The 18755-nt window shown below is 66.7% G+C and carries 16 protein-coding genes; 5 read left to right on the top strand and 11 right to left on the bottom strand.

Annotated features, from left to right (window positions below):
* Positions 1 to 25: 25 nt before the first annotated feature.
* From QMF22_RS01945 to topA, 4 genes are all read right to left on the bottom strand, one after another.
* Complete coding sequence (locus QMF22_RS01945; RefSeq protein WP_283449822.1) at positions 26 to 1561, bottom strand: alpha/beta hydrolase; 1536 nt, start codon at positions 1559 to 1561, stop codon at positions 26 to 28.
* A gap of 103 nt (positions 1562 to 1664) precedes the next feature.
* Positions 1665 to 2867, bottom strand: coding sequence for a DNA polymerase III subunit delta' (locus QMF22_RS01940; RefSeq protein ID WP_283449820.1), 1203 nt, complete (start codon positions 2865 to 2867; stop codon positions 1665 to 1667).
* Positions 2868 to 3068: 201 nt separating this feature from the next.
* On the bottom strand, positions 3069 to 3686 hold the full coding sequence (tmk, locus tag QMF22_RS01935) for a dTMP kinase (RefSeq protein WP_283449818.1): 618 nt from the start codon (positions 3684 to 3686) through the stop codon (positions 3069 to 3071).
* Positions 3683 to 6712: a type I DNA topoisomerase gene (topA, locus tag QMF22_RS01930; protein ID WP_283449815.1), complete on the bottom strand. Its 3030-nt coding sequence runs from the start codon at positions 6710 to 6712 to the stop codon at positions 3683 to 3685. The genes tmk and topA overlap by 4 nt, the downstream gene beginning before the upstream one ends.
* 206 nt (positions 6713 to 6918) lie before the next feature.
* Here topA and QMF22_RS01925 point away from each other — a divergent pair, with 206 nt between their 5' ends.
* Positions 6919 to 7155 (top strand): hypothetical protein, encoded by a 237-nt coding sequence (locus tag QMF22_RS01925; RefSeq protein WP_105033547.1) that lies wholly within the window; start codon positions 6919 to 6921, stop codon positions 7153 to 7155.
* Positions 7156 to 7166: 11 nt separating this feature from the next.
* On the opposite strand, the gene QMF22_RS01920 is transcribed toward QMF22_RS01925, so the two are convergent.
* From QMF22_RS01920 to QMF22_RS01900, 5 genes are all read right to left on the bottom strand, one after another.
* The gene (locus QMF22_RS01920) at positions 7167 to 7607 is read right to left on the bottom strand and encodes an Rv3654c family TadE-like protein (protein WP_283449811.1); all 441 of its coding nucleotides are present in this window, start codon (positions 7605 to 7607) and stop codon (positions 7167 to 7169) included.
* On the bottom strand, positions 7604 to 7969 hold the full coding sequence (locus tag QMF22_RS01915; RefSeq protein ID WP_283449809.1) for a TadE family type IV pilus minor pilin: 366 nt from the start codon (positions 7967 to 7969) through the stop codon (positions 7604 to 7606). Before QMF22_RS01915 ends, QMF22_RS01920 begins: the two co-directional genes overlap by 4 nt.
* Positions 7950 to 8153 (bottom strand): DUF4244 domain-containing protein, encoded by a 204-nt coding sequence (locus QMF22_RS01910; protein ID WP_092339129.1) that lies wholly within the window; start codon positions 8151 to 8153, stop codon positions 7950 to 7952. Before QMF22_RS01910 ends, QMF22_RS01915 begins: the two co-directional genes overlap by 20 nt.
* A gap of 86 nt (positions 8154 to 8239) precedes the next feature.
* Positions 8240 to 9325 (bottom strand): type II secretion system F family protein, encoded by a 1086-nt coding sequence (locus QMF22_RS01905; RefSeq protein ID WP_283449807.1) that lies wholly within the window; start codon positions 9323 to 9325, stop codon positions 8240 to 8242.
* 42 nt (positions 9326 to 9367) lie between these two features.
* The gene (locus tag QMF22_RS01900) at positions 9368 to 10441 is read right to left on the bottom strand and encodes a TadA family conjugal transfer-associated ATPase (RefSeq protein ID WP_502846901.1); all 1074 of its coding nucleotides are present in this window, start codon (positions 10439 to 10441) and stop codon (positions 9368 to 9370) included.
* A 691-nt stretch (positions 10442 to 11132) separates the two neighbouring features.
* Here QMF22_RS01900 and acs point away from each other — a divergent pair.
* Both acs and QMF22_RS01890 read left to right on the top strand, forming a co-directional pair.
* A complete protein-coding gene (gene acs, locus QMF22_RS01895) occupies positions 11133 to 13106 on the top strand; it encodes an acetate--CoA ligase (RefSeq protein ID WP_283449805.1) in 1974 nt (657 codons plus the stop codon).
* A 197-nt stretch (positions 13107 to 13303) separates the two neighbouring features.
* Entirely contained in the window at positions 13304 to 14458 is a 1155-nt protein-coding gene (locus tag QMF22_RS01890; RefSeq protein WP_283449803.1) for an acyltransferase family protein, read from the top strand.
* Positions 14459 to 14464: 6 nt separating this feature from the next.
* Here the strand turns inward: QMF22_RS01890 and QMF22_RS01885 are convergent, their stop codons facing one another.
* Together QMF22_RS01885 and sp36 are read right to left on the bottom strand one after the other, a co-directional pair.
* Positions 14465 to 14935 carry a RidA family protein gene (locus QMF22_RS01885; protein WP_283449801.1) on the bottom strand — a complete coding sequence of 157 codons (471 nt, stop codon included), beginning with the start codon at positions 14933 to 14935 and terminating at the stop codon, positions 14465 to 14467.
* Between the two features lie 2 nt (positions 14936 to 14937).
* A complete protein-coding gene (gene sp36, locus QMF22_RS01880) occupies positions 14938 to 15105 on the bottom strand; it encodes a Sp36 family protein (RefSeq protein ID WP_167395121.1) in 168 nt (55 codons plus the stop codon).
* A gap of 71 nt (positions 15106 to 15176) precedes the next feature.
* Here sp36 and QMF22_RS01875 point away from each other — a divergent pair, with 71 nt between their 5' ends.
* Positions 15177 to 17759: a transglycosylase domain-containing protein gene (locus QMF22_RS01875; protein ID WP_283449798.1), complete on the top strand. Its 2583-nt coding sequence runs from the start codon at positions 15177 to 15179 to the stop codon at positions 17757 to 17759.
* Complete coding sequence (locus tag QMF22_RS01870; protein ID WP_283449795.1) at positions 17756 to 18748, top strand: metallophosphoesterase; 993 nt, start codon at positions 17756 to 17758, stop codon at positions 18746 to 18748. Before QMF22_RS01875 ends, QMF22_RS01870 begins: the two co-directional genes overlap by 4 nt.
* Positions 18749 to 18755: the final 7 nt, after the last annotated feature.

The following is an 18755-nucleotide window of genomic DNA, read 5'->3' as shown; positions in this document are numbered from 1 at the left end:
GCAATTATTTCACAGCACGCAACTGCTAGCACTGGGGGTCGGATGCTGGCACGATTCCGTCCACCAGATACGAGTCGACGGCATCGTTCACACAGGAATTCGACTTGTTGTAGGCGGTGTGCCCCTCGCCCGTGTAGGTCACGAGGCTGCCGCTGTCAAGCTGCTCGGCCAGCTGCTGCGCCCAGACGTAGGGGGTGGCCGGGTCGTTGGTGGTACCGACGACGAGGATGGGGGCCGCTCCGGCCGCGTGGATCTCGGTGCGTTCGCCGGTGAACTTGTACGGCCAGTCCGCGCAGCCGATATCGCCGAAGCTCATGAATGGGCCGATCACCGGGGCCGCAGCTTCGAGGTCGGCGGCCTGGGCACGCATCACGGTCGGGTCGGCGTTGTACGGATAGTCGATGCAGTTGATCGCCATGAACGACTCGGTGGAGTTGTCGGTGTAGTCGCCGTTGGCATCCCGGCCGTTGTATGCATCGGCAAATTGAAACGCGCCCTCGGCGCTGCCGTGCAGCACGGTGTCCAGCATCTTGCTGAGTTGCGGCCACGCGGTGGCCTGGTAGAGCGGGTAGATGATCGCGGTGAGCAGCGCGTTTCCGCCGAGTTGACGGCCGTCCTTGGCAGTGATGGGGCTCGCGTCGACGGACTTCAGCAGCGCGCCGATCGTCGTCATCGCGCTGTCGACACTGCCGCGGAAGGGGCAGTCCTCTCCCGCCAGGCAGTCGGTGAGGTAGGCGCGCAGGGCATTTTCAAAGCCGACAGCCTGGGTCTTGGTGACCTCGAAGTTGCTGGTCGAGGGGTCGACGGCGCCGTCGAGCACGAAACGGCCGACCTTCTCGGGAAAGAGTTCGGCGTAGGTGGCTCCGAGGAAGGTGCCGTACGAGTAGCCGAGGTAGTTCAGGTGGGTGTCGCCGAGTACGGCGCGCAGCAGGTCAAGGTCGCGGGCGGCGCTCTTCGTGTCGACCGTGCCGAGCAGCGGCCCGGTGCGCTGGGCACAGGCCGCGGCAAAGGCGTCGGAGGAGATTTTCAGCTCGGCGATCCAGGCATCCGTTCCACGCTCGGCGGTCGTGAGCCCATAGATGTACTCATCCATATCCGAGGAGTCATAGCAGGCAACCGCCGAGGACCGCCCGACGCCCCGAGGATCGAACCCGACGATGTCGAAGCTCGCCTGCAGGGTGGAATCGGTGGCGTAGTCGAGGGAATCCTTGATGAAGTCGTAGCCGGAACCACCCGGCCCGCCTGGATTGACCAGCAGTGAGCCGATCCGGTCGCTGCCGGTGGCGACATGGCGTACCAGAGCGAGCGACACGTCGCCGGCCGTCGGATCGTTGTAGTCGAGCGGCGCTGACGCATCGGTGCACTGCAGGCCCTCGCCGCACTCGCTCCACTGCAGCACCTGGCTGTAGAACGGGTCGAGGTCGTTCGTGACCTGCTCGCCGGTGGGGGTGGACTCGGAGGGGCCGGCATCCGTCGCGAACCAGGAGGCGCATCCGCTCAGCGCGAGGGTGAGGGCCACGGCTGCGGCGGTGATGCTGGTGGCGCGAGTGCGTCGGTTCAACGGGTTCCTCTTTCATAGCGAGAAGCGGATGCTGCGGTTCAGGCTATCGAAAGCGGCTGGGAGTCACTGCGAATGGCTTTGCGAGCTCGTCACTGCGAGCTTGTCACTGCGAGCGCCGGATCGCCGACACCAGCATCGCCTCGAGGGCGAGGGCCGGGGCAACGTTGCCCTGAATGCGCTGGCGGGCCACGGCAATGGCGTCCATCGTGGCGACCGTGGTGGCTGGGCTTACGGCCGCACTGGCCGTGCGCAGTTCGGCAAGCAGTTCGAGGTTGATCACGGCGTGTTCCCGGCCGAGCTGCACCATACAGACATCGCGATAGAGCGAGGCAAGGTCGACCAGGATGCGGTCGATGCCGTCGTGCAGGCTGCGCTTCGCCCGGCGCTTCTGGTCGTCTTCGAGGTCTTTGATCTGGCTCCGCAGCCCCGGCGGCACGGATTGCCCGGCTTCCACACCGAGCGAACGCAGCATGCCGTCGCGCTCGGCGGCATCCAGCTCGACGGTGATCGCCTTCGCGTCGTCACCGGCGATCGCGAGTAATCGGGCGGCAGCATTGACGGCAGACGACACCGAGCGGATGCCGAGGGCCGCACGCAGTGTTTCCTCGCGTCGTGCCCGCGCATCAGCATTTGTGGCGAGCCGCCGAGCCATACCGATGTGGCTCTGGGCGAGGCGGGCGCTGAGCTCGGCGATGACGGGGTCGACGCCGTTGCGGCGCACGAGCAGGTCGGCGACGTCGGCCACGCTCGGCACGCGCAGACGAACCGTGCGCACGCGCGAGCGGATGGTGGGGAGCAGGTCGGCCTCGCTCGGCGCGCACAGAATCCACACCGTGCGTTCGGGCGGTTCTTCGAGGGCTTTCAGCAGCACGTTCGAGGTGCGCTCGACCATTCGGTCGGCGTCTTCGACCACGACGACCCGATAACGACCCACCGAGGGCGAGTATTGCGAGCGGGCGACGGCCTCCTTGACGGTCTTCATCGGGATGATGACACCCTCGGTCGTGAGCACGCTGAGGTCGGGGTGGGTCCGCGCCTGCACCTGACGGGCGGCCGCGAGGTCGCCGTCGGGGGTGCCCGGGCTGAGCAGGGCCGCCGCAAAAGCGAAAGCGAGGTTGGAGCGGCCGGAACCGGGCGGGCCGGTGATGAGCCAGGCGTGCGTCATGGAACTGGATTCGGCGGTCGCGATGCTGCCGGCCGCTCCCCCGGCATCCACCGCGCCGGTGGTTGCCGGCACCCGCTGCGCCGCCGCCCGGAAGATGGCGATCGCGTCGGCCTGTCCGGTTAGGTTGTCCCACACTGCCATGAGTCAAGGGTAACCCGCGCCGCTGACAGGCCCGCGCCCGCCGAGTGCCCCTACCGACCGGGCCCAGGCCCGGAAAGCGGGCCCAGGTTAGATCATGGGCCCAGTTGCATAAGGTGGGCCCGGTCCCCGCGCACCCGCCCACGGTCGTCCCAGTTGCACAAGGTGGTCCCTGTTTCCGGGCCCGGGCCCGGGCCCGGAAAGTCAGAGTAGGGGAAGGACGCGGGACCGGATGATGGCGGCGATCTCGGCGACCGGAGCGGCGGCATCCACTACCAGGAACCGGTCGGGTTCGGCAGCGGCCAGATCGAGGAACGACGCGCGCACGCGAGCGTGGAAGTCGTTCTTCTCTGCCTCCAGCCGGTCGAAGACCTTGTCGTCGGCATCGAGCCGGGCGCGGGCCGCCCGCGAGTCGAGGTCGAGCAGCACGGTCAGGTCGGGCAGTAGCCCCTCGGCGGCCCAGAGCGACAGGTCGCGAACTTCGGTGGCGCCGAGCACGCGCCCGGCACCCTGGTACGCCACCGACGAGTCCAGATAGCGGTCCTGTACGATCACGTCGCCGCGAGCGAGCGCCGGCCGCAGCTTGGTGCCCACGTGCTGGGCCCGGTCGGCGGCGTAGAGCAGGGCCTCGGCGCGCGGGTCGACTTCGCCGCGGTGGTGCAGCACGATCTGGCGAATCTCTACGCCGACCTCCGTTCCGCCGGGCTCGCGGGTGCGCACGACAGTACGCCCCCGCCCTTCGAGCCAGTCCGTCAGCAGCTGCGCCTGGGTCGTCTTACCGGATCCGTCGCCGCCCTCGAGGGTGATGAAGAGACCGGTCACGGCGCCTTCGGCGCGATGGTCGTGGTCGTCGCCGAGTCAGCGGCCGAGGCCCGCTTCTTGACGGCCGGCTTCTTGACCGCGGGCTTCTTCACGGCGGCCTTCTTCACCGCCGCGACGGGCGTGCCGGCCAGCGCGGCCTTGGCCGCCGCATTCTTGGCGCGGGTAGCGGCTGCCTTCTTCGCGGTCGCCGCCTTGGCCGCAGCGGTCGGCGCCTTCTTCACGGCCGGCTTTTTGGCAGCGGCTTTCTTGGCTGGTGCCTTCTTGCGCGGCGCGGCCGGCCCCTTGGCCCGCTTGTCGGCGAGCAGCTGCACGGCCCGGTCGAAGTCGATCTCCTCGATATCCTCCGACTTGGGAATAGTCGCGTTGGTGACCCCGTCGGTCACATACGCACCGAACCGGCCGTCCTTGATCTTGATCGCTTTGCCGCTCTCCGGGTCGGGCGCTTCGAATTCCTTGAGGGCACTGGAGGCCCGACGTGCACCGTACTTGGGCTGCGCGTAGAGCTCGATCGCGCCCGGCAGGTCGATGTCGAAGATCTGGTCTTCGCTCGTGAGCGACCGGGTATCGATGCCCTTCTTCAGGTACGGCCCGAACTTGCCGTTCTGGGCCAGAATCTCGGTGCCGGTCTCCGGGTCGAGCCCGACGACGCGCGGCAGGGCGAGCAGGCGCAGGGCCGTTTCGAGGTCGACCGTGGCGAGGTCCATGGACTTGAAAATGGATGCCGTGCGCGGCTTGTCAGCAGCGGCCACCTTCTTCACAGCCGGCTTGCGCTTCGGCTTGGCGACCGTGACCGTGACCTCGCCGGTGGCGGGGTCGATAGTTTCGATGGGCGCGGCGACCGGAGCCGCGACAACGACCGGAGCAACCGGCTCGGCCGGTGCCGGCGCGAGCTCGGTGACGTACGGCCCGAACCGGCCGTCCTTCGCCACGATCTCCTTGCCGTTGTCCGGGTTGAGGCCGATCACGCGGTCGGTCACGACCGGGGCGTCGATGAGCTCACGCGCCTTGGTCGCCGTCAATTCGTCGGGAGCGAGTTCCGGCGGGATGTTCACGCGGCGGGGCGGAGCATCCGCTGCCGCGTCGGGGTCAATGACCTCGAGGTAGGGGCCGTACTTGCCGATGCGCAGGGTGATGTCGTCGCTGATGGCGACCGAGTTGATGACGCGCGGGTCGATCTCCCCGAGGTTGTCGATGACCTGGCGCAGGCCTCGGTGCTTGTCGCTGCCGAAGTAGAAGCTGGTGAGCCAGTCGAGTCGGTTGGCTTCGCCGCCGGCGATGCGGTCGAGGTCGTCTTCCATCTCGGCGGTGAAGTCGTATTCGACCAGGTCGCCGAAGAATTCTTCGAGCAGGCGCACGACTGAGAACGCGATCCAGTTGGGAACCAGCGACTGGCCGCGCGGCGTGACATAACCGCGCTCGGTGATCGTGGAGATGATCGACGCGAAGGTCGAGGGGCGGCCGATGCCGAGCTCTTCGAGCTTCTTGACCAGGCTGGCCTCGGTGTAGCGGGCGGCCGGGGTGGTCTCGTGGCCTTTGGCCTCGAGCTCGAGCAGGGTCAGCGTCTGGCCTTCTTCGAGCGGCGGCAACTTGGACTCGGTCGCATCCGTGGACGCGTTGCGCTCCTCGTCCTTGGACTCCTCATAGGCAAGCATGAAGCCGCGAAAGGTGATGACGGTGCCACGGGCTCCGAATTCAGCGAGCGCGCCCGAAGCGGTCGGGTGCTCCGAGGCTCCGGTCGGGCCGGCAACAATGGTCACCGAGGCGGTAGAGCCGGTGGCGTCCTTCATCTGCGAGGCGACGGTGCGCTTCCAGATCAGGTCGTAGAGCTTGAAGTCGTTGCCGCGCAGGCTGGAGGCGAGCGAGGTCGGGGTGCGGAACGTGTCGCCGGAGGGACGAATTGCCTCGTGCGCTTCCTGGGCGTTCTTGCTCTTGCCTTTGTAGGCGCGCGGGGCATCCGGAACCGTCTCGGCGCCGTAGAGCTTAGCTGCCTGGGTGCGGGCGGCCGTGAGGGCCTGCTGGCCGAGCGACGGCGAGTCGGTACGCATATAAGTGATGTACCCGTTTTCGTACAGCGACTGCGCAACGCTCATAGTCTGCCGTGCGGTGAAGCGCAGCTTGCGTGCCGCTTCCTGCTGCAGGGTCGAGGTCGTGAACGGTGCGGCGGGGCTGCGACGGTACGGCTTGGAGGTGACCTTGGTGACCTCGAGCTTCACACCGGGAGCCCGCAGCGCGGTCGTCAGTGCCTGAGCGGCGGAGGCATCGAGGGTGATGGCCTTCACGGTGGGCTTGAGCGCACCGGAATCGTCGAAGTCGCCACCGGTGGCGATGCGCTCACCGTTCAGTCGAACGAGCTTCGCGTCGAACGCCTGCTCGGTTTCTAAAGCGGATGCTGCCAGTCGCGCCAGCAGATCCCAGTAGCCGGCGGAGACGAACGCGAGGCGCTCCTTCTCCCGGTCGACGACGAGACGGGTCGCGGCGCTTTGCACCCGGCCGGCAGACAGGCCGGGGCCGACCTTGCGCCACAGCACGGGCGAGATCTCGTAGCCGTAGATGCGGTCGAGGATGCGGCGGGTTTCCTGCGCGTCGACGAGGGCGGTGTCGAGGTCGCGGGTGTTGTCTTTGGCGGCGAGGATGGCGTCTTTGGTGATCTCGTGGAACACCATGCGCTTGACGGGTACCTTGGGCTGCAGCACCTGCAGCAGGTGCCAGGCAATGGCCTCGCCCTCGCGGTCCTCATCAGTTGCGAGCAGGAGTTCGTTCGCATTCTTGAGGGCCCGCTTGAGTTCGCTGACGGTCTTCTTCTTGGCGTCGCTGACCACGTAGTACGGTTCGAAACCGTTCTCCACGTCGACCGAGAATCGGCCGAGGGCACCCTTCTTGAGCTCAGGCGGCAGGTTTTTCGGCTCGATCAGATCGCGAATATGACCAACCGAAGACAAAACCTCGTAGCCGTCGCCGAGATACGCGGCGATCGACTTCATCTTGGTCGGTGATTCAACAATGACCAGCTTCTTAGTGCCTGGCACCAGACTCCTCTTTATACGTAGTGACCAAATATGGGCCAAGGCACACCATACACACCGGAATGGAGTGCGCGCCTAATCGACGGGCACGTCTCGGCGCGTCCCGCTGGCACACACGGCGCTCCCAGCCCGTGCTCAGTTCGCTCAGAGCATGCACCACCACAATCCCGAACGCTTGCTGTTTGCCCGCCCAAGTGCAGAATAGACGCATGGGTACAATGACGGCCACATACACCGCGAAGTTGACGGACGGCCCCCTTCAGGGCAAGACAATCACGACGACTTTTCTCGACTCGGGTGATCCGCAGCCGCGCATCGAGATTCCGGCCGATTCCGGCAAGCGCTATCTCTACGCGCGCGGCGCCGGCCTGGAATTCGAAGGCTCCGATTCACCCGGGCGCCCGAGCGCAGTCGAGTACCGCTACCTCGAGGTGCTGCTCTCGTAGATCGACCCGGCTCAGGGCGGCGGCCCGGCCCGAGCACTCCCGGAGATGTCGATTCCGTGCACCCGACGCCGCACCGAAACGGATGCGATCAGTCCCGTCACCGTACAGTTCGTGACGGTGGTCTCGTTCACCGTGGCGACGGCATCCGCTGCCTCGCAGGGGTAGCCGGCGATTGACCCGGAGGCCGTGTCGGCGGCGGCGAGCGCGGCCGCATCGGCCGCGTTCGCTACGGACCGGCCCGCGGCGAGCAGCCCGAGAACCGACACGACGAGGGTTGTCAGCAGCACGGTGGCGGCGAGCACGGCGAGCGCGAGGATCGACCCGGCTCCCTGATCGGTCGACCGAGGCCCGGTTTCAGCCACTGTGCCAGGCCCGGTCTCGGGCCAGACGCCAGTGCCTGCCGTTTCGGTCTTGGCGACCCGGTCGTTCGCCGTACCGATTCCCGGGCTCATTGGCCACCGGCCAGGGCGCAGGACTGTGCATCGAGGGTGAGGCCCGCGAAGATTCCCGGCGCACGCGTGACGACGTGGGCACAGACGAACTCGCCGCGGTGTTCCGGTGCCAGGCTCGCGCCACCCACGGCTCGTTGCACGAGCGCTGCGGCCCGGGCCTCGCTGTCGCCGCGGGCGAGGGCCCGCGCGGCGCTGGCGGCAGCATCCGTCACCCGCACCTGCACGCCAATGACCTGAACAGCACCGAGGCAGCAGGCCAGCACCAGTACGATCGCTGGCAGTGCCGTGGCGAACTCTGCGGTCGTGCTGCCCCGACTGCGTTGGCGACCTCCGGCGCCTTGACTACCCGATGCTGAGGGCACGTCGCACCAGATCGGTGAGCATTCCCCGCACCTCGTCGCTGCGCAAAATGACGATGAGCAGCCCGGCGAACCCGACCGCGGCCATCGTGGCGACAACGTATTCCGCCGTCGCTGCTCCGGCCTCGTCGGCCAACTTTTTAAGGGTGGTCTTTGTATACACAGACTCGTCTCCTTCGGCGTCCATCGACGCGGGTTGGGCGGCACGAGCACGCTCACTCTGCTCCGATCCATCGGCGCGGGCGGGCGGCATCCGCTTTTCTGTGGACAGTTTCAGAACGTTGTCAGGGTGGAGGAGAGCACACTGAGCAGCAGCGGCACCACGCCGACCAGCATGAACGCGGGTAACACGCACAGGCCAAGCGGCAGCATGAGCGTCACGGAGAGTGTCGCGGCTCGGCGCTGCCCGGCGCTGCGGGCATCGCGCCGCAGTTGTTCGGCCTCGCTGCGCAACAGTTCTGCCGCGGGAACTCCCGCTCGCGTTGACAGGTCGAGTACCCGGTCAACCGGGTCACCGACGTCGCCCGCTGCAATGCCGTAGCGCTCGGCGGCAGCCTGCACCAGTGCACGGGAGCGGTCGATGGAACCTCCGCCGCTCATAGCGATGGCCATGAGTTCCAGTCGCAGCCCCGGCGTGAGGTCGGTCGGGCCCGCCCGGCGCACCAACGCCCGGTTCCAGCCTGCGGCTGCGAGCATCAGCAGAGCGCCGCCGCTAAGGCAAACCCACCCAGGCACGGTCGCGAACAGGGTGTGCAGGGAGTCGAAGCCCATGAGGCTGCCGAAGACGACCCCGATCAGCGGCAGCACCATCACCAGTCTGGCGGTCGCGCGAGGAGCCGCCAGCGCCACCTCGAGATCGCGCTGCACCTGGGCGAGTTCCCGCAGGGATGCGGCGAGTTCGCGCAGGCAGCCCGCCAGCGGCGCACCGGCCTGGGTTGCTACCTGCCAGGCAGCAGCAAGTCCGAGCCAGGCGTGCTCGGCCTGAGTAGCCGCATAAGCACGTCGTCGCCCGCGTCCGGCAGCCGCCGCACGTGCGGCACCGCCCGCAGAAGAATTCTCGCAGCCGAGCCGACGCGCCTGACCGGCGATCGCATCGGCCACGCTGTCGCCCCGAGTCGCGGCGCGCGCTGCAGCCCGCACTATGGGAGTGGTCCCCGATGCCACCGCGCCGGCCTCGCCGGCCGAAACCATGCGGGCTGCACGCGGCGAAACCACCCGGCGCCCGATCGGAACGCCGCGCGCCGGTAACAGGTAGCCCCACGCTGACACCGGGGACACACCCGCCGACAGCAGAACCGCCAGCCGTTGGGTCACTGCCGCGACCTCTTCGATCGGCGGGACAGCGTCAGGTCGGCGCACGGTTGCACCCTCGCCGAATCGTGGCTGGTTGATCGCCCCGCATCAGACCGCCTCGATCGAGAGCCGGTCTCGGCCGTCGAGCGTGAAACGTCCGACGGCGTCGAGTCGGCGTACCCCGTCGGTGCGTTCCAGGTGCAGCACCAGGCCGATCGCGCTCACGGTCTGCCTGGCCACGGCGGCAGCGCTCATGCCGGCGAGAGAACCGAGCGCCTCCAGTCGCGCCGGAACGTCTTCGAGCGAATTCGCGTGCAGCGTGCCCGCTCCCCCGTCGTGACCGGTGTTGAGAGCGGCAAGCAGCTCCCGAATCTCCGCCCCGCGGCACTCGCCGAGCACGAGCCGATCCGGCCGCATGCGCAGCGCCTCACGCAGCAGCGCCTCCAGTCCGATGCGCCCAGCCCCCTCGAGATTGGCCTGCCTGGCCTCGAGGGCCACGACGTGCGGATGCCGAATGCGCAACTCAGCCACATCTTCGATCGCGACGATGCGCTCGTCGGCCGGCGCTTCGCCGAGCAGCGCCGCCAGCAGCGTGGTTTTGCCACTCCCGGCAGCACCGGTGATCAGCAGATTCTGGCGGCCGCGCACCGCGGCACGCAGGCGACCCAATCGGGCAGCGGATGCCTCCCCCACGCCAAACAGCCCGGCGTCAGCGAGTGCGCCAAGGCTGCGGTCGGCGGCGTGCGGAAGCCGAATCGAGAGCAGAGTTCCGGTGCTCGAGACCGGCGGAAGCACAGCGTGCACCCGAATGCCGTCGGCCAGTCGCACGTCGACGCACGGGCTCGCCTCGTCAATATGCCGCCCGCCCAGAGCGATCAGTCGGACGGCCAGCTCGCGCACCTCGGCCTCGCCGAGTTGCCAGGCCGGCGCGAAGGCGAGACCGTGCCCGGAGTCGATCCACAGGCCGGCATCTCCGTTGACGAATAGGTCAGTCGCACCCGGGGCCGCGGCGTAGCTGGCAAGCGGCCCCAGGGCGCGCACGTTCGGGCGCTCGCTGCCCACCAGCGGCGGGGCCGCTCGGGCGGTCTGCGGTCTCGCGCCAGCGGCATCCGCTGTCGCCGAACGGTGCCGGGCGGAGTTCACGGGCGGCGGTGTGGCTCCAGAACCCGACATGCCCGACATGCCCGACGTGCCCAAGCGCACCGCCGCGGTGCCGACCGGCGGCGTCGCCCGGGGATCGGCCACCGCTCGCGAAACCGAATAGTCAACGCCAGAGTCGGTAGCGCTCGAACCGGCAGCACTCGGAATAGCCGACACTGCGACGGCCGCGCCCGGAACGGCGTACGACGGAACGGCAACGAAAGGCTGGCCCATGCTTCGACGGTACGGCGAGCGGTGACGGCGCCGGCTGGGCCGGCACAATCTGTGGACAACCAGGGGGCCGAGGAAGCTGTGGAGGAGTTGCACCAGCACGACCTCCGCACCCAGTTCAATACAGCGCCCGCACCGCACAACTTCGCGCGGGTCTAACAAACGGTCGACTCGTTGAAGTCGAACCCGTTAAATAGAAGGGGCGGCACCTATTGGGGGGAACAGGTGCCGCCTAGCATCGCGCAGATTGGGGGGAACCGTACGCGACGCTGGTCAAAACTTTCGTTCAGACGTGTTTCAGTTTACGCAGCCGCGCTCAAAATGCAAGTCCAATGTCCTCATTAGAGAGGACACTCGGGCGGGGGGTACAAAATCACCCTGAAACGGGGGTCCATTTCTCAGTATTTCGTTTGTGTATACAGAGATTGGTCCGGAACCGGTAGGGTTCAGGTGAGCTGGCGATGTCCTGCATGCACGTACCGCAAAGGAGCGAATTACACATATGACGGTTAAAATTGACACCCTCCTGCACGAATCGCGTCGATTCGCGCCCACTCCCGAGTTCGCCGCGCAGACAGCAGCGACACCGGACCTGTACGCCGAAGCACAGAACGACCCGACCGCCTTTTGGGCTGATCAGGCCCGCAATCTGCTGCACTGGCACAAGCCGTTCACCAAGACCCTCGACTGGACCAACCCGCCGTTCGCCAAGTGGTTCGAAGACGGCGAACTCAATGTCGCCTACAACTGCCTCGACCGCCACGTTCTGGCCGGAAACGGCGACCGCGTGGCGCTGTACTTTGAAGGAGAGCCCGGCGATTCCCGCAGCTACACCTATGCCGAGCTGACCACCGAGGTCAAAAGGGCCGCCAACGTGCTGCTCGGCCTCGGGGTCACCGCCGGCGACCGCGTGGCCGTCTACCTGCCGATGATTCCCGAGGCGGTCATCTCCATGCTCGCCGTGGCCCGCATCGGCGCCGTGCACTCCGTCATCTTCGGTGGATTCAGCGCCGAAAGCCTGCGCTCACGCATCGACGATGCCAATGCCGTGCTCGTCATCACGGCCGATGGCGGCTACCGCAAGGGCAAGATCAGCGCCCTCAAGCCGGCCGTCGACGCCGCACTGCAGTCCAACGACTCCTCGGTGAAGAACGTGCTCGTGGTCAAGCGCACCGGCCAGGACGTGCAGTGGAACGACCGCGACATCTGGTGGTCCGACGCCATGGAGACGGCCTCTCCCGAGCACGAGGCCGGAGCTTTCCCGGCCGAGAACCCGCTCTTCATTCTGTATACATCGGGCACGACCGGCGCGCCCAAGGGCATCCTGCACACCAGCGGCGGCTACCTGACCCAGAACGCGTTCACCCACCAGAACGTCTTCGACCTCAAGCCCGAAACGGATGTCTACTGGTGCACCGCCGACGTCGGCTGGATCACCGGACACAGCTACGTGGTTTACGGACCGCTCGCCAACGGCGCCACCCAGGTGCTCTACGAGGGCACCCCCGACTCCCCGCACACCGGTCGCTGGTGGGAAATCATCGAAAAGTACAAGGTCTCGATTCTGTATACAGCGCCGACCGCGATCCGCACGTTCATGAAGCTGGGCCGACAGATTCCGCAGAAGTTCGACCTGTCGAGCCTGCGCGTGCTCGGCTCGGTGGGCGAGCCCATCAACCCCGAAGCGTGGATGTGGTACCGCGAGGTCATCGGCAGCAACCTGACTCCGATCGTCGACACGTGGTGGCAGACCGAGACCGGCTCGATCATGGTCTCGGCCCTCGCCGGCCTCACCGAAACCAAGCCGGGCGCCGCCCAGGTTCCGGTTCCCGGCATCACCATCGACGTGCTCGATGACGACGGCGTGCACGTCGGCCACGGGAACGGCGGACTCCTCGTGGTCACCCAGCCCTGGCCAGCCATGCTCCGCGGCATCTGGGGCGACCCCGAGCGCTTCAAGGAGACCTACTGGGACAAGTTCGAGGGCACAACCGGCGCGAAAGACGGCCCGCTGTACTTCGCCGGCGACGGCGCCAGGCTCGACCACGACGGTGATATCTGGTTGCTCGGCCGTGTCGACGACGTCATGAACGTGTCGGGCCACCGCCTGTCCACCGCCGAAATCGAGTCGTCTCTCGTTGCCCACTCGCTCACGGCCGAAGCCGCCGTGGTCGGTGCCGCCGACGAGACCACCGGTCAGGCGGTCGTCGCGTTCGTCGTGATCAAGTTCAGCCAGGCTGAGATTGCCTCGCACGAGGACATCGTCAGCATCCTGCGAGCCCACGTGGCCCAGCAGATCGGTGCCATTGCCCGCCCGCGCGACATCTACATCGTGGACGAGCTGCCGAAGACCCGCTCCGGCAAGATCATGCGCCGTCTGCTGCGAGACGCGGCCGAGGGACGCGACGTCGGCGACGTCACCACCCTCGCCGACACGATGGTCATGAACACCATCACCTCGCAGATGAAGAAGTAGCCAGCCAACACCAGCGACGGCCGTCTTCCTTCCGGAAGGCGGCCGTTGCCGTTCCCCCGGCACCATAACTCCTGCAGTTCACAGCCACGGCAGATCTGGCCCCTGGGCTCTCGCGGATGCCTCTCCCGGCCCCCACAAATTGCAGGAGATATGCCGGCTCCTGCCCGGGAACCAGCCAGGGGCCCTACTGTGTGGACATGACTTCAGCCGCGACACCCGGGCGCGGTCGCCTCGGCCGGCTGGATGCGCTGCGCGGGGTGGCCGCCGTTGTTGTGCTGGTGCACCACGTGTCGATGACGGTGCCGCAGATCGCCGCAGCCTACGAGTCGAGCGCCGACCTGACCGTGTTCTCCGTTGGCTGGTGGGCCACCCTGTCCCCGCTCAAGGTGTTGCTGGCCGGCCCCGAGTTCGTGCTGGTGTTCTTTGTGCTGAGCGGCTTCGTGCTCGTGAGGTCCCCGTTGGCTGCCCGCTGGAACGGCCCGCGGTACGACTGGGTGGCCTACTACGTGCGCCGCGTCATCCGTTTGGCCGTACCCGTGCTGGTGTCGGTGGGCCTGGCTGTCATCTGGATTGTGCTGGTGCCGCGCGCAGTGGGCACGGCCGGCGGGCCGTGGCTGGCCCGGCAGGACACTCCTGACCTGGGCCTCGGTAACCTGCTGAGGGAGGCCAGTATCATCGGCGAGACCCGGCGCCCGGACATCAACCCGCCGCTGTGGTCCCTGGTCTGGGAAATGTGGTTCTCGCTGCTGCTGCTCTGGGCCGCTTTCTGGTGTGCCCTCGCCAGCCTCGGCTACGTCACAACCACTCAGCCGCTCATGTATCTGCCGCCGTTCGCACTCGGCGCCCTCCTGGCTGCCAACTTTGACGAGCTGCAGCGGTGCAGCGAGCGGCTGGTCGAACGGCTCAGGGGTCGCCTGCTGGGATGGGCTCTGACCGCGCTCGGCCCGTTCCTGCTCGTGGCCTATTGGATGCTGCGTCCGCTGACGAGCGGCGCGTGGAGCGACGTCACCCTGTCGCTGCGGGTGGCCGGCGCGTTCGTAATCGTGGCGACCGTGGCGTTCTGGCCGGCTGCGCAGCGGGTCAGCGACCGAGGGCAGCTGGTACGCCGACTGTTCGCCTGGCTGGGCTCGATCAGCTTCAGCCTCTACCTGGTGCATTTTCCGATCGTGGTGGCGTTCGCACTGCTCGCCGGACCGGGTCGCTGGTGGCTGGGCGCTCTGGTGTCGGTGCCGCTCAGTCTGCTGATGGCGCAAGCGATGACGCGGTGGGTCGAGCGACCGGCGCAAATATATGGAACGCGAGCCGGGGCATCCATTTCAGAGCGGATGCCCCGGCTCGCGCCGCGCACGTAACCGCCGTCAGGCAAACGCGACGACGAACTCCACCTCGACCGGGGCGTCGAGCGGCAGCACCGCCACGCCAACGGCCGAACGCGCATGCCGGCCGATGTCGCCGAAGATCTCCACGAGAACATCGGAGGCTCCGTTGACCACGGTCGGCTGACCGGTGAATGACGGGTCGGAGGCAACGAAGCCGGTGACCTTGACCACCTGGGTGATGCGGTCGAGCGAGCCGATGACGCTCTTGATAGCGGCGAGGCCGTTGAGGGCACAGATGCGGGCATATTCCTGGGCGTCAGCGGCGGGAACGAGGCCCTGACCGTCACCGACCTTGCCGGCGGCGGGCAGCGCGCCGGACACCATGGGCAGCTGGCCGGCGGTATAGACGAACCCGTTGCTGATCACGGCGGGCAGGTAGGCAGCGACCGGCGGCACGACACTCGGCAATTCCAGGCCCAGTTCGGCCAGGCGTGCTTCGATCTTCGACACGATCAGGCCTCTTCCTTGGCGGCGAGCGGGCGCTTCAGGTAGGCCACCAGGCCGCCTTCGGGGCCGGTTACCACCTGCACGAGTTCCCACCCGTCAGAGCCCCAGTTGTTCAAAATGGCGGCCGTGTTGTGGATCATCAACGGCGTTGTGAGGTACTCCCAGGCGGGCATAAGTCTCCTATTGAGGCGGTCGTTCAGATTTGTCGTTTACGCTCAAGTGTATGTCTGCCAAAAATCGAACCGTGAGCGGGGCTCTGGGGGGTTTCCTGGGTTTCGTCGGGATGAGCGCCGTTGCCGGCATTCTCGTGACCGCCGCCGTCGCCCCCGCCGTTGCCCTGTCCGGCATAGCCGCAACGAACACCATCAACGTGTTCGACAATCTGCCCGAGTATCTCTCCATCGATCGGCTGGCGCAGAAGAGCAACATTTACGCCTCGACCAACGCCGAGGATCCGGTGGGCACCCGCGTGCTTCTCGCCTCGTTCTACGAACAGAACCGGGTTGACGTCGCTTCCGACGCGATCAGCCAGTTCGCCAAGGACGCCGCGATTGCCGGTGAGGACCCGCGTTTCATGGAGCACGGCGGGGTCGACATTCAGTCCAGCTTCAATGGCGCTGTGCAAACCCTGGCCGGCGGTGGCACCCGCGGTGGTTCATCGATCACTCAGCAATATGTCAAGAACGTTCTGGTCCAAAAGTGCGAGGTCATGACCGACGCCGATGCGGCGAAGGAGTGCTATACCGACGCGACCCAGACCACGGCCGATCGCAAGCTGCGCGAGATGCGCCTTGCCATCGGCCTGGAGAAGAAATACGAGAAGGCAGACATTCTTCGCGGGTACCTCAACATCGCCGGCTACGGCGGAACGGTCTACGGCATCGAAGCCGCCGCCAACTACTACTTCAACACCACCGCACTCAACCTGACCCTGCCGCAAGCGGCGAGCCTGGTGGCCATCGTGAACAACCCGGTCAAGTTTCAGCTGGACCACCCTGACAGCGAAACCAACGGCGCGGCCAACGGCTACGCCGCCAACAAGGTGCGGCGCGACTACATACTCACCGAGATGCTCAAGTACGACAAGATCAGCCAGGCCGACTATGACGCGGCCGTCGCCACGCCGATCGAGCCTGTCATCACCGTTCCCAGCACGGGCTGCCAGACCGCTGGCGGCAGTGCGTATTTTTGCGACTACGTCACCAAGATTCTCAAGACCGATGTGACGTTCGGCGCGACCGAAGAAGAGCGCCTCGCAAACTTCAAGCGCGGCGGATTCAACGTCTACACCACGCTCGACCTCGACCTTCAGAATGCCGCCGAGACCTCCCTAAACAAGTACGTCCCCAAGACTTATCCCGGCTGGGATGTCGGCGGGGTCGTCTCTAGCGTCAAGGTGGGTACCGGTGAGGTGCTCGCCATGGCGCAAAACAAAGACTACAGCCAGGTGCCACAGCCAGCCGGCAGTGACTTCACCAGCATCAACTACAACACCGACTTCGCTATGGGCGGTTCCGGCGGATTCCAGCCCGGTTCAACATACAAGGTCTTCACGCTCGCCGAATGGCTGAAGGAGGGGCACGCCCTCACCGAGCGGGTCGACTCGCGGGTCAAATCGAACTGGGGAACGTTCCAGGACAGCTGCCTCGGACCACAGAACTATGACGCCCAGGGGTTCAGCCCCCGCAACGACGGTGGCGAGGGCGGCCCCAATGAAACGGCACTGCACTCGACCACCCGGTCGATCAACACCGGCTTCATCGGGATGGCCAAGAAGCTCGACCTGTGCGGCATAAAGAAGACCGCTGAGGCCTTCGACGTGCACGCGGCAGACGGAGGCAAGCTCGGCCAGAATGCGTCGTCGGTCATCGGTACGAACTACATCGCCCCGCTCACCATGGCCGTCGCTTTTGCCGGCATTGCCGACAACGGCATGACCTGCACGCCCATCGCCATCCGAAGCATGGTCGGGTCTGACGGAGCCGAGTTGCCGGTACCGAAATCAACCTGCACCCAGTCCGTCACACCCGAAGTCGCTGCGGGCATGCAGTACGCCATGGCGACCACGACCGTTGGCGGCGGTACTGCCGCTGCGTCCGGCTCCCGCACCTCGCCCAAGGTGCCGATTATCGGCAAGACCGGAACGACCGACTCGGCAAAGGACACCTGGATGAGCGGCGCCAGCACCAAGGTTGCCACCGTGGTCGGAGTGGTCAACGTGAGTGGCTCGTTCAAGAACCAGCGCACCTTCAGCATGAATGGAGTCGGAGCGCAGTACATCCGTCACTACGTCTGGCCTGACGTGATGAGCGTCGCCAACGCCAAGTACGGCGGAGATGCCTTTCCCGAGGCCTCGTCCAACGTCATCAACGCCGTAGCCGTTCCGGTTCCCGACGTGCGCGGCAAATCCATGGCCGAAGCCAAGACCACCCTCGAAGCGGCTGGCTTCTACTTCGTCGACGGCGGCGTAACCAGTTCGGAGCTGCCAGCGGGAACCGTGGCCAGCACGGATCCGGCCGGCGGATCGGCATCCACTCGCGGTGCCACAGTCACGGTGCGCTCGAGCGATGGCACGGGCGTGACCATTCCCGACGTCATCGGCAAAACCGAAACGGATGCCCGCGCTATTCTCAGCGGCGCTCCATACACGTTTACGGTGGCCAAGCTCGAACAGGCCACCGAGGACAAGGCGCAGGACGGCAAGGTCCTGGCGATCCAGCCGGGCGTCGGCGCGGCGGGCCGACCTGGCGATGGCGTGACCATCGTCATTGGAAAATACACCGCCCCAGCCCCCGCCACGGCAGCCCCCGATAAGAAGAACGGATGACCGCGCTCCGTCGCCTGGGCGAGGGCGGTCGGCTCGTCGGCACGTCGCTCGCGGCAGCGGGCGCCATCGGACTGGCCGCCTTCGCCTGGGGCGCGCTCGTGGAGCGCACCCGATTCACCCTGCGAGAGGTGAGCGTGCCGGTGCTCGCTCCGGGGTCGGCGCCCATTCGGGTGCTGCACCTCTCCGATCTGCACATGGCTCCGTGGCAGAAGAACAAGCAGGAGTGGGTGCGCAGCCTCGCCGCGTTGAAGCCTGATCTTGTGGTCGACACCGGCGACAACCTCGGGCATGAAGACGGCGTCACGGGCATCGAATATGCCTTGGCACCGTTTCGGGGTATTCCCGGAGTCTTCGTGAACGGCTCCAATGACTACATCGGACCGCAGTTGAAGAACCCGTTCACCTACTTTGGCGGACCGTCCAGCCGGCGCACTGTGCGCCGCGAGGAGCTCGACACCGATGCCCTCCGCCGGGTGTTCGCCGATCTCGGTTGGACCGACATCAACAACGCCGCCGAGTCCCTCGACCTGAACGGCACTCACGTGGAGTTCTTCGGCGTCGATGACCCGCACATCGGCCGAGACCGGCTCGACCTGATCACACGGGCGATTGACGACCTGCGGGCCAACGATCCGCTCGGCGATGACGTCTGGCCCGACCCGGAAGAAGCCGCGGCCCCGCGGTCCACGCTGACGGTGGGCGTCGCGCACGCGCCGTACCAACGCGTGCTGAACTCCTTCGTGAATCACGGCGCCCAGCTGATCCTGGCCGGGCATACCCACGGCGGTCAGGTCTGCGTTCCCGGTTTCGGGGCGCTCGTGACCAATTGCGACATTCCGCGCCGCCAGGTGAAGGGCCTGAGCCTCTGGAACCACGGCCTGCGCACGGCGTTCCTGAACGTCTCGGCCGGCCTCGGTACTTCTATCTATGCGCCGGTTCGCTTCGCTTGCCCGCCCGAGGCGACCCTTCTGACTCTGACCGCAGCCTAGCTGCCGA

The organism is Cryobacterium sp. PH31-L1, from assembly GCF_030063145.1.
GTDB lineage: Bacteria > Actinomycetota > Actinomycetes > Actinomycetales > Microbacteriaceae > Cryobacterium.
Note: the sequence above shows the minus strand (reverse complement) of the source record. Positions and strands in the feature narration are given on the sequence as shown.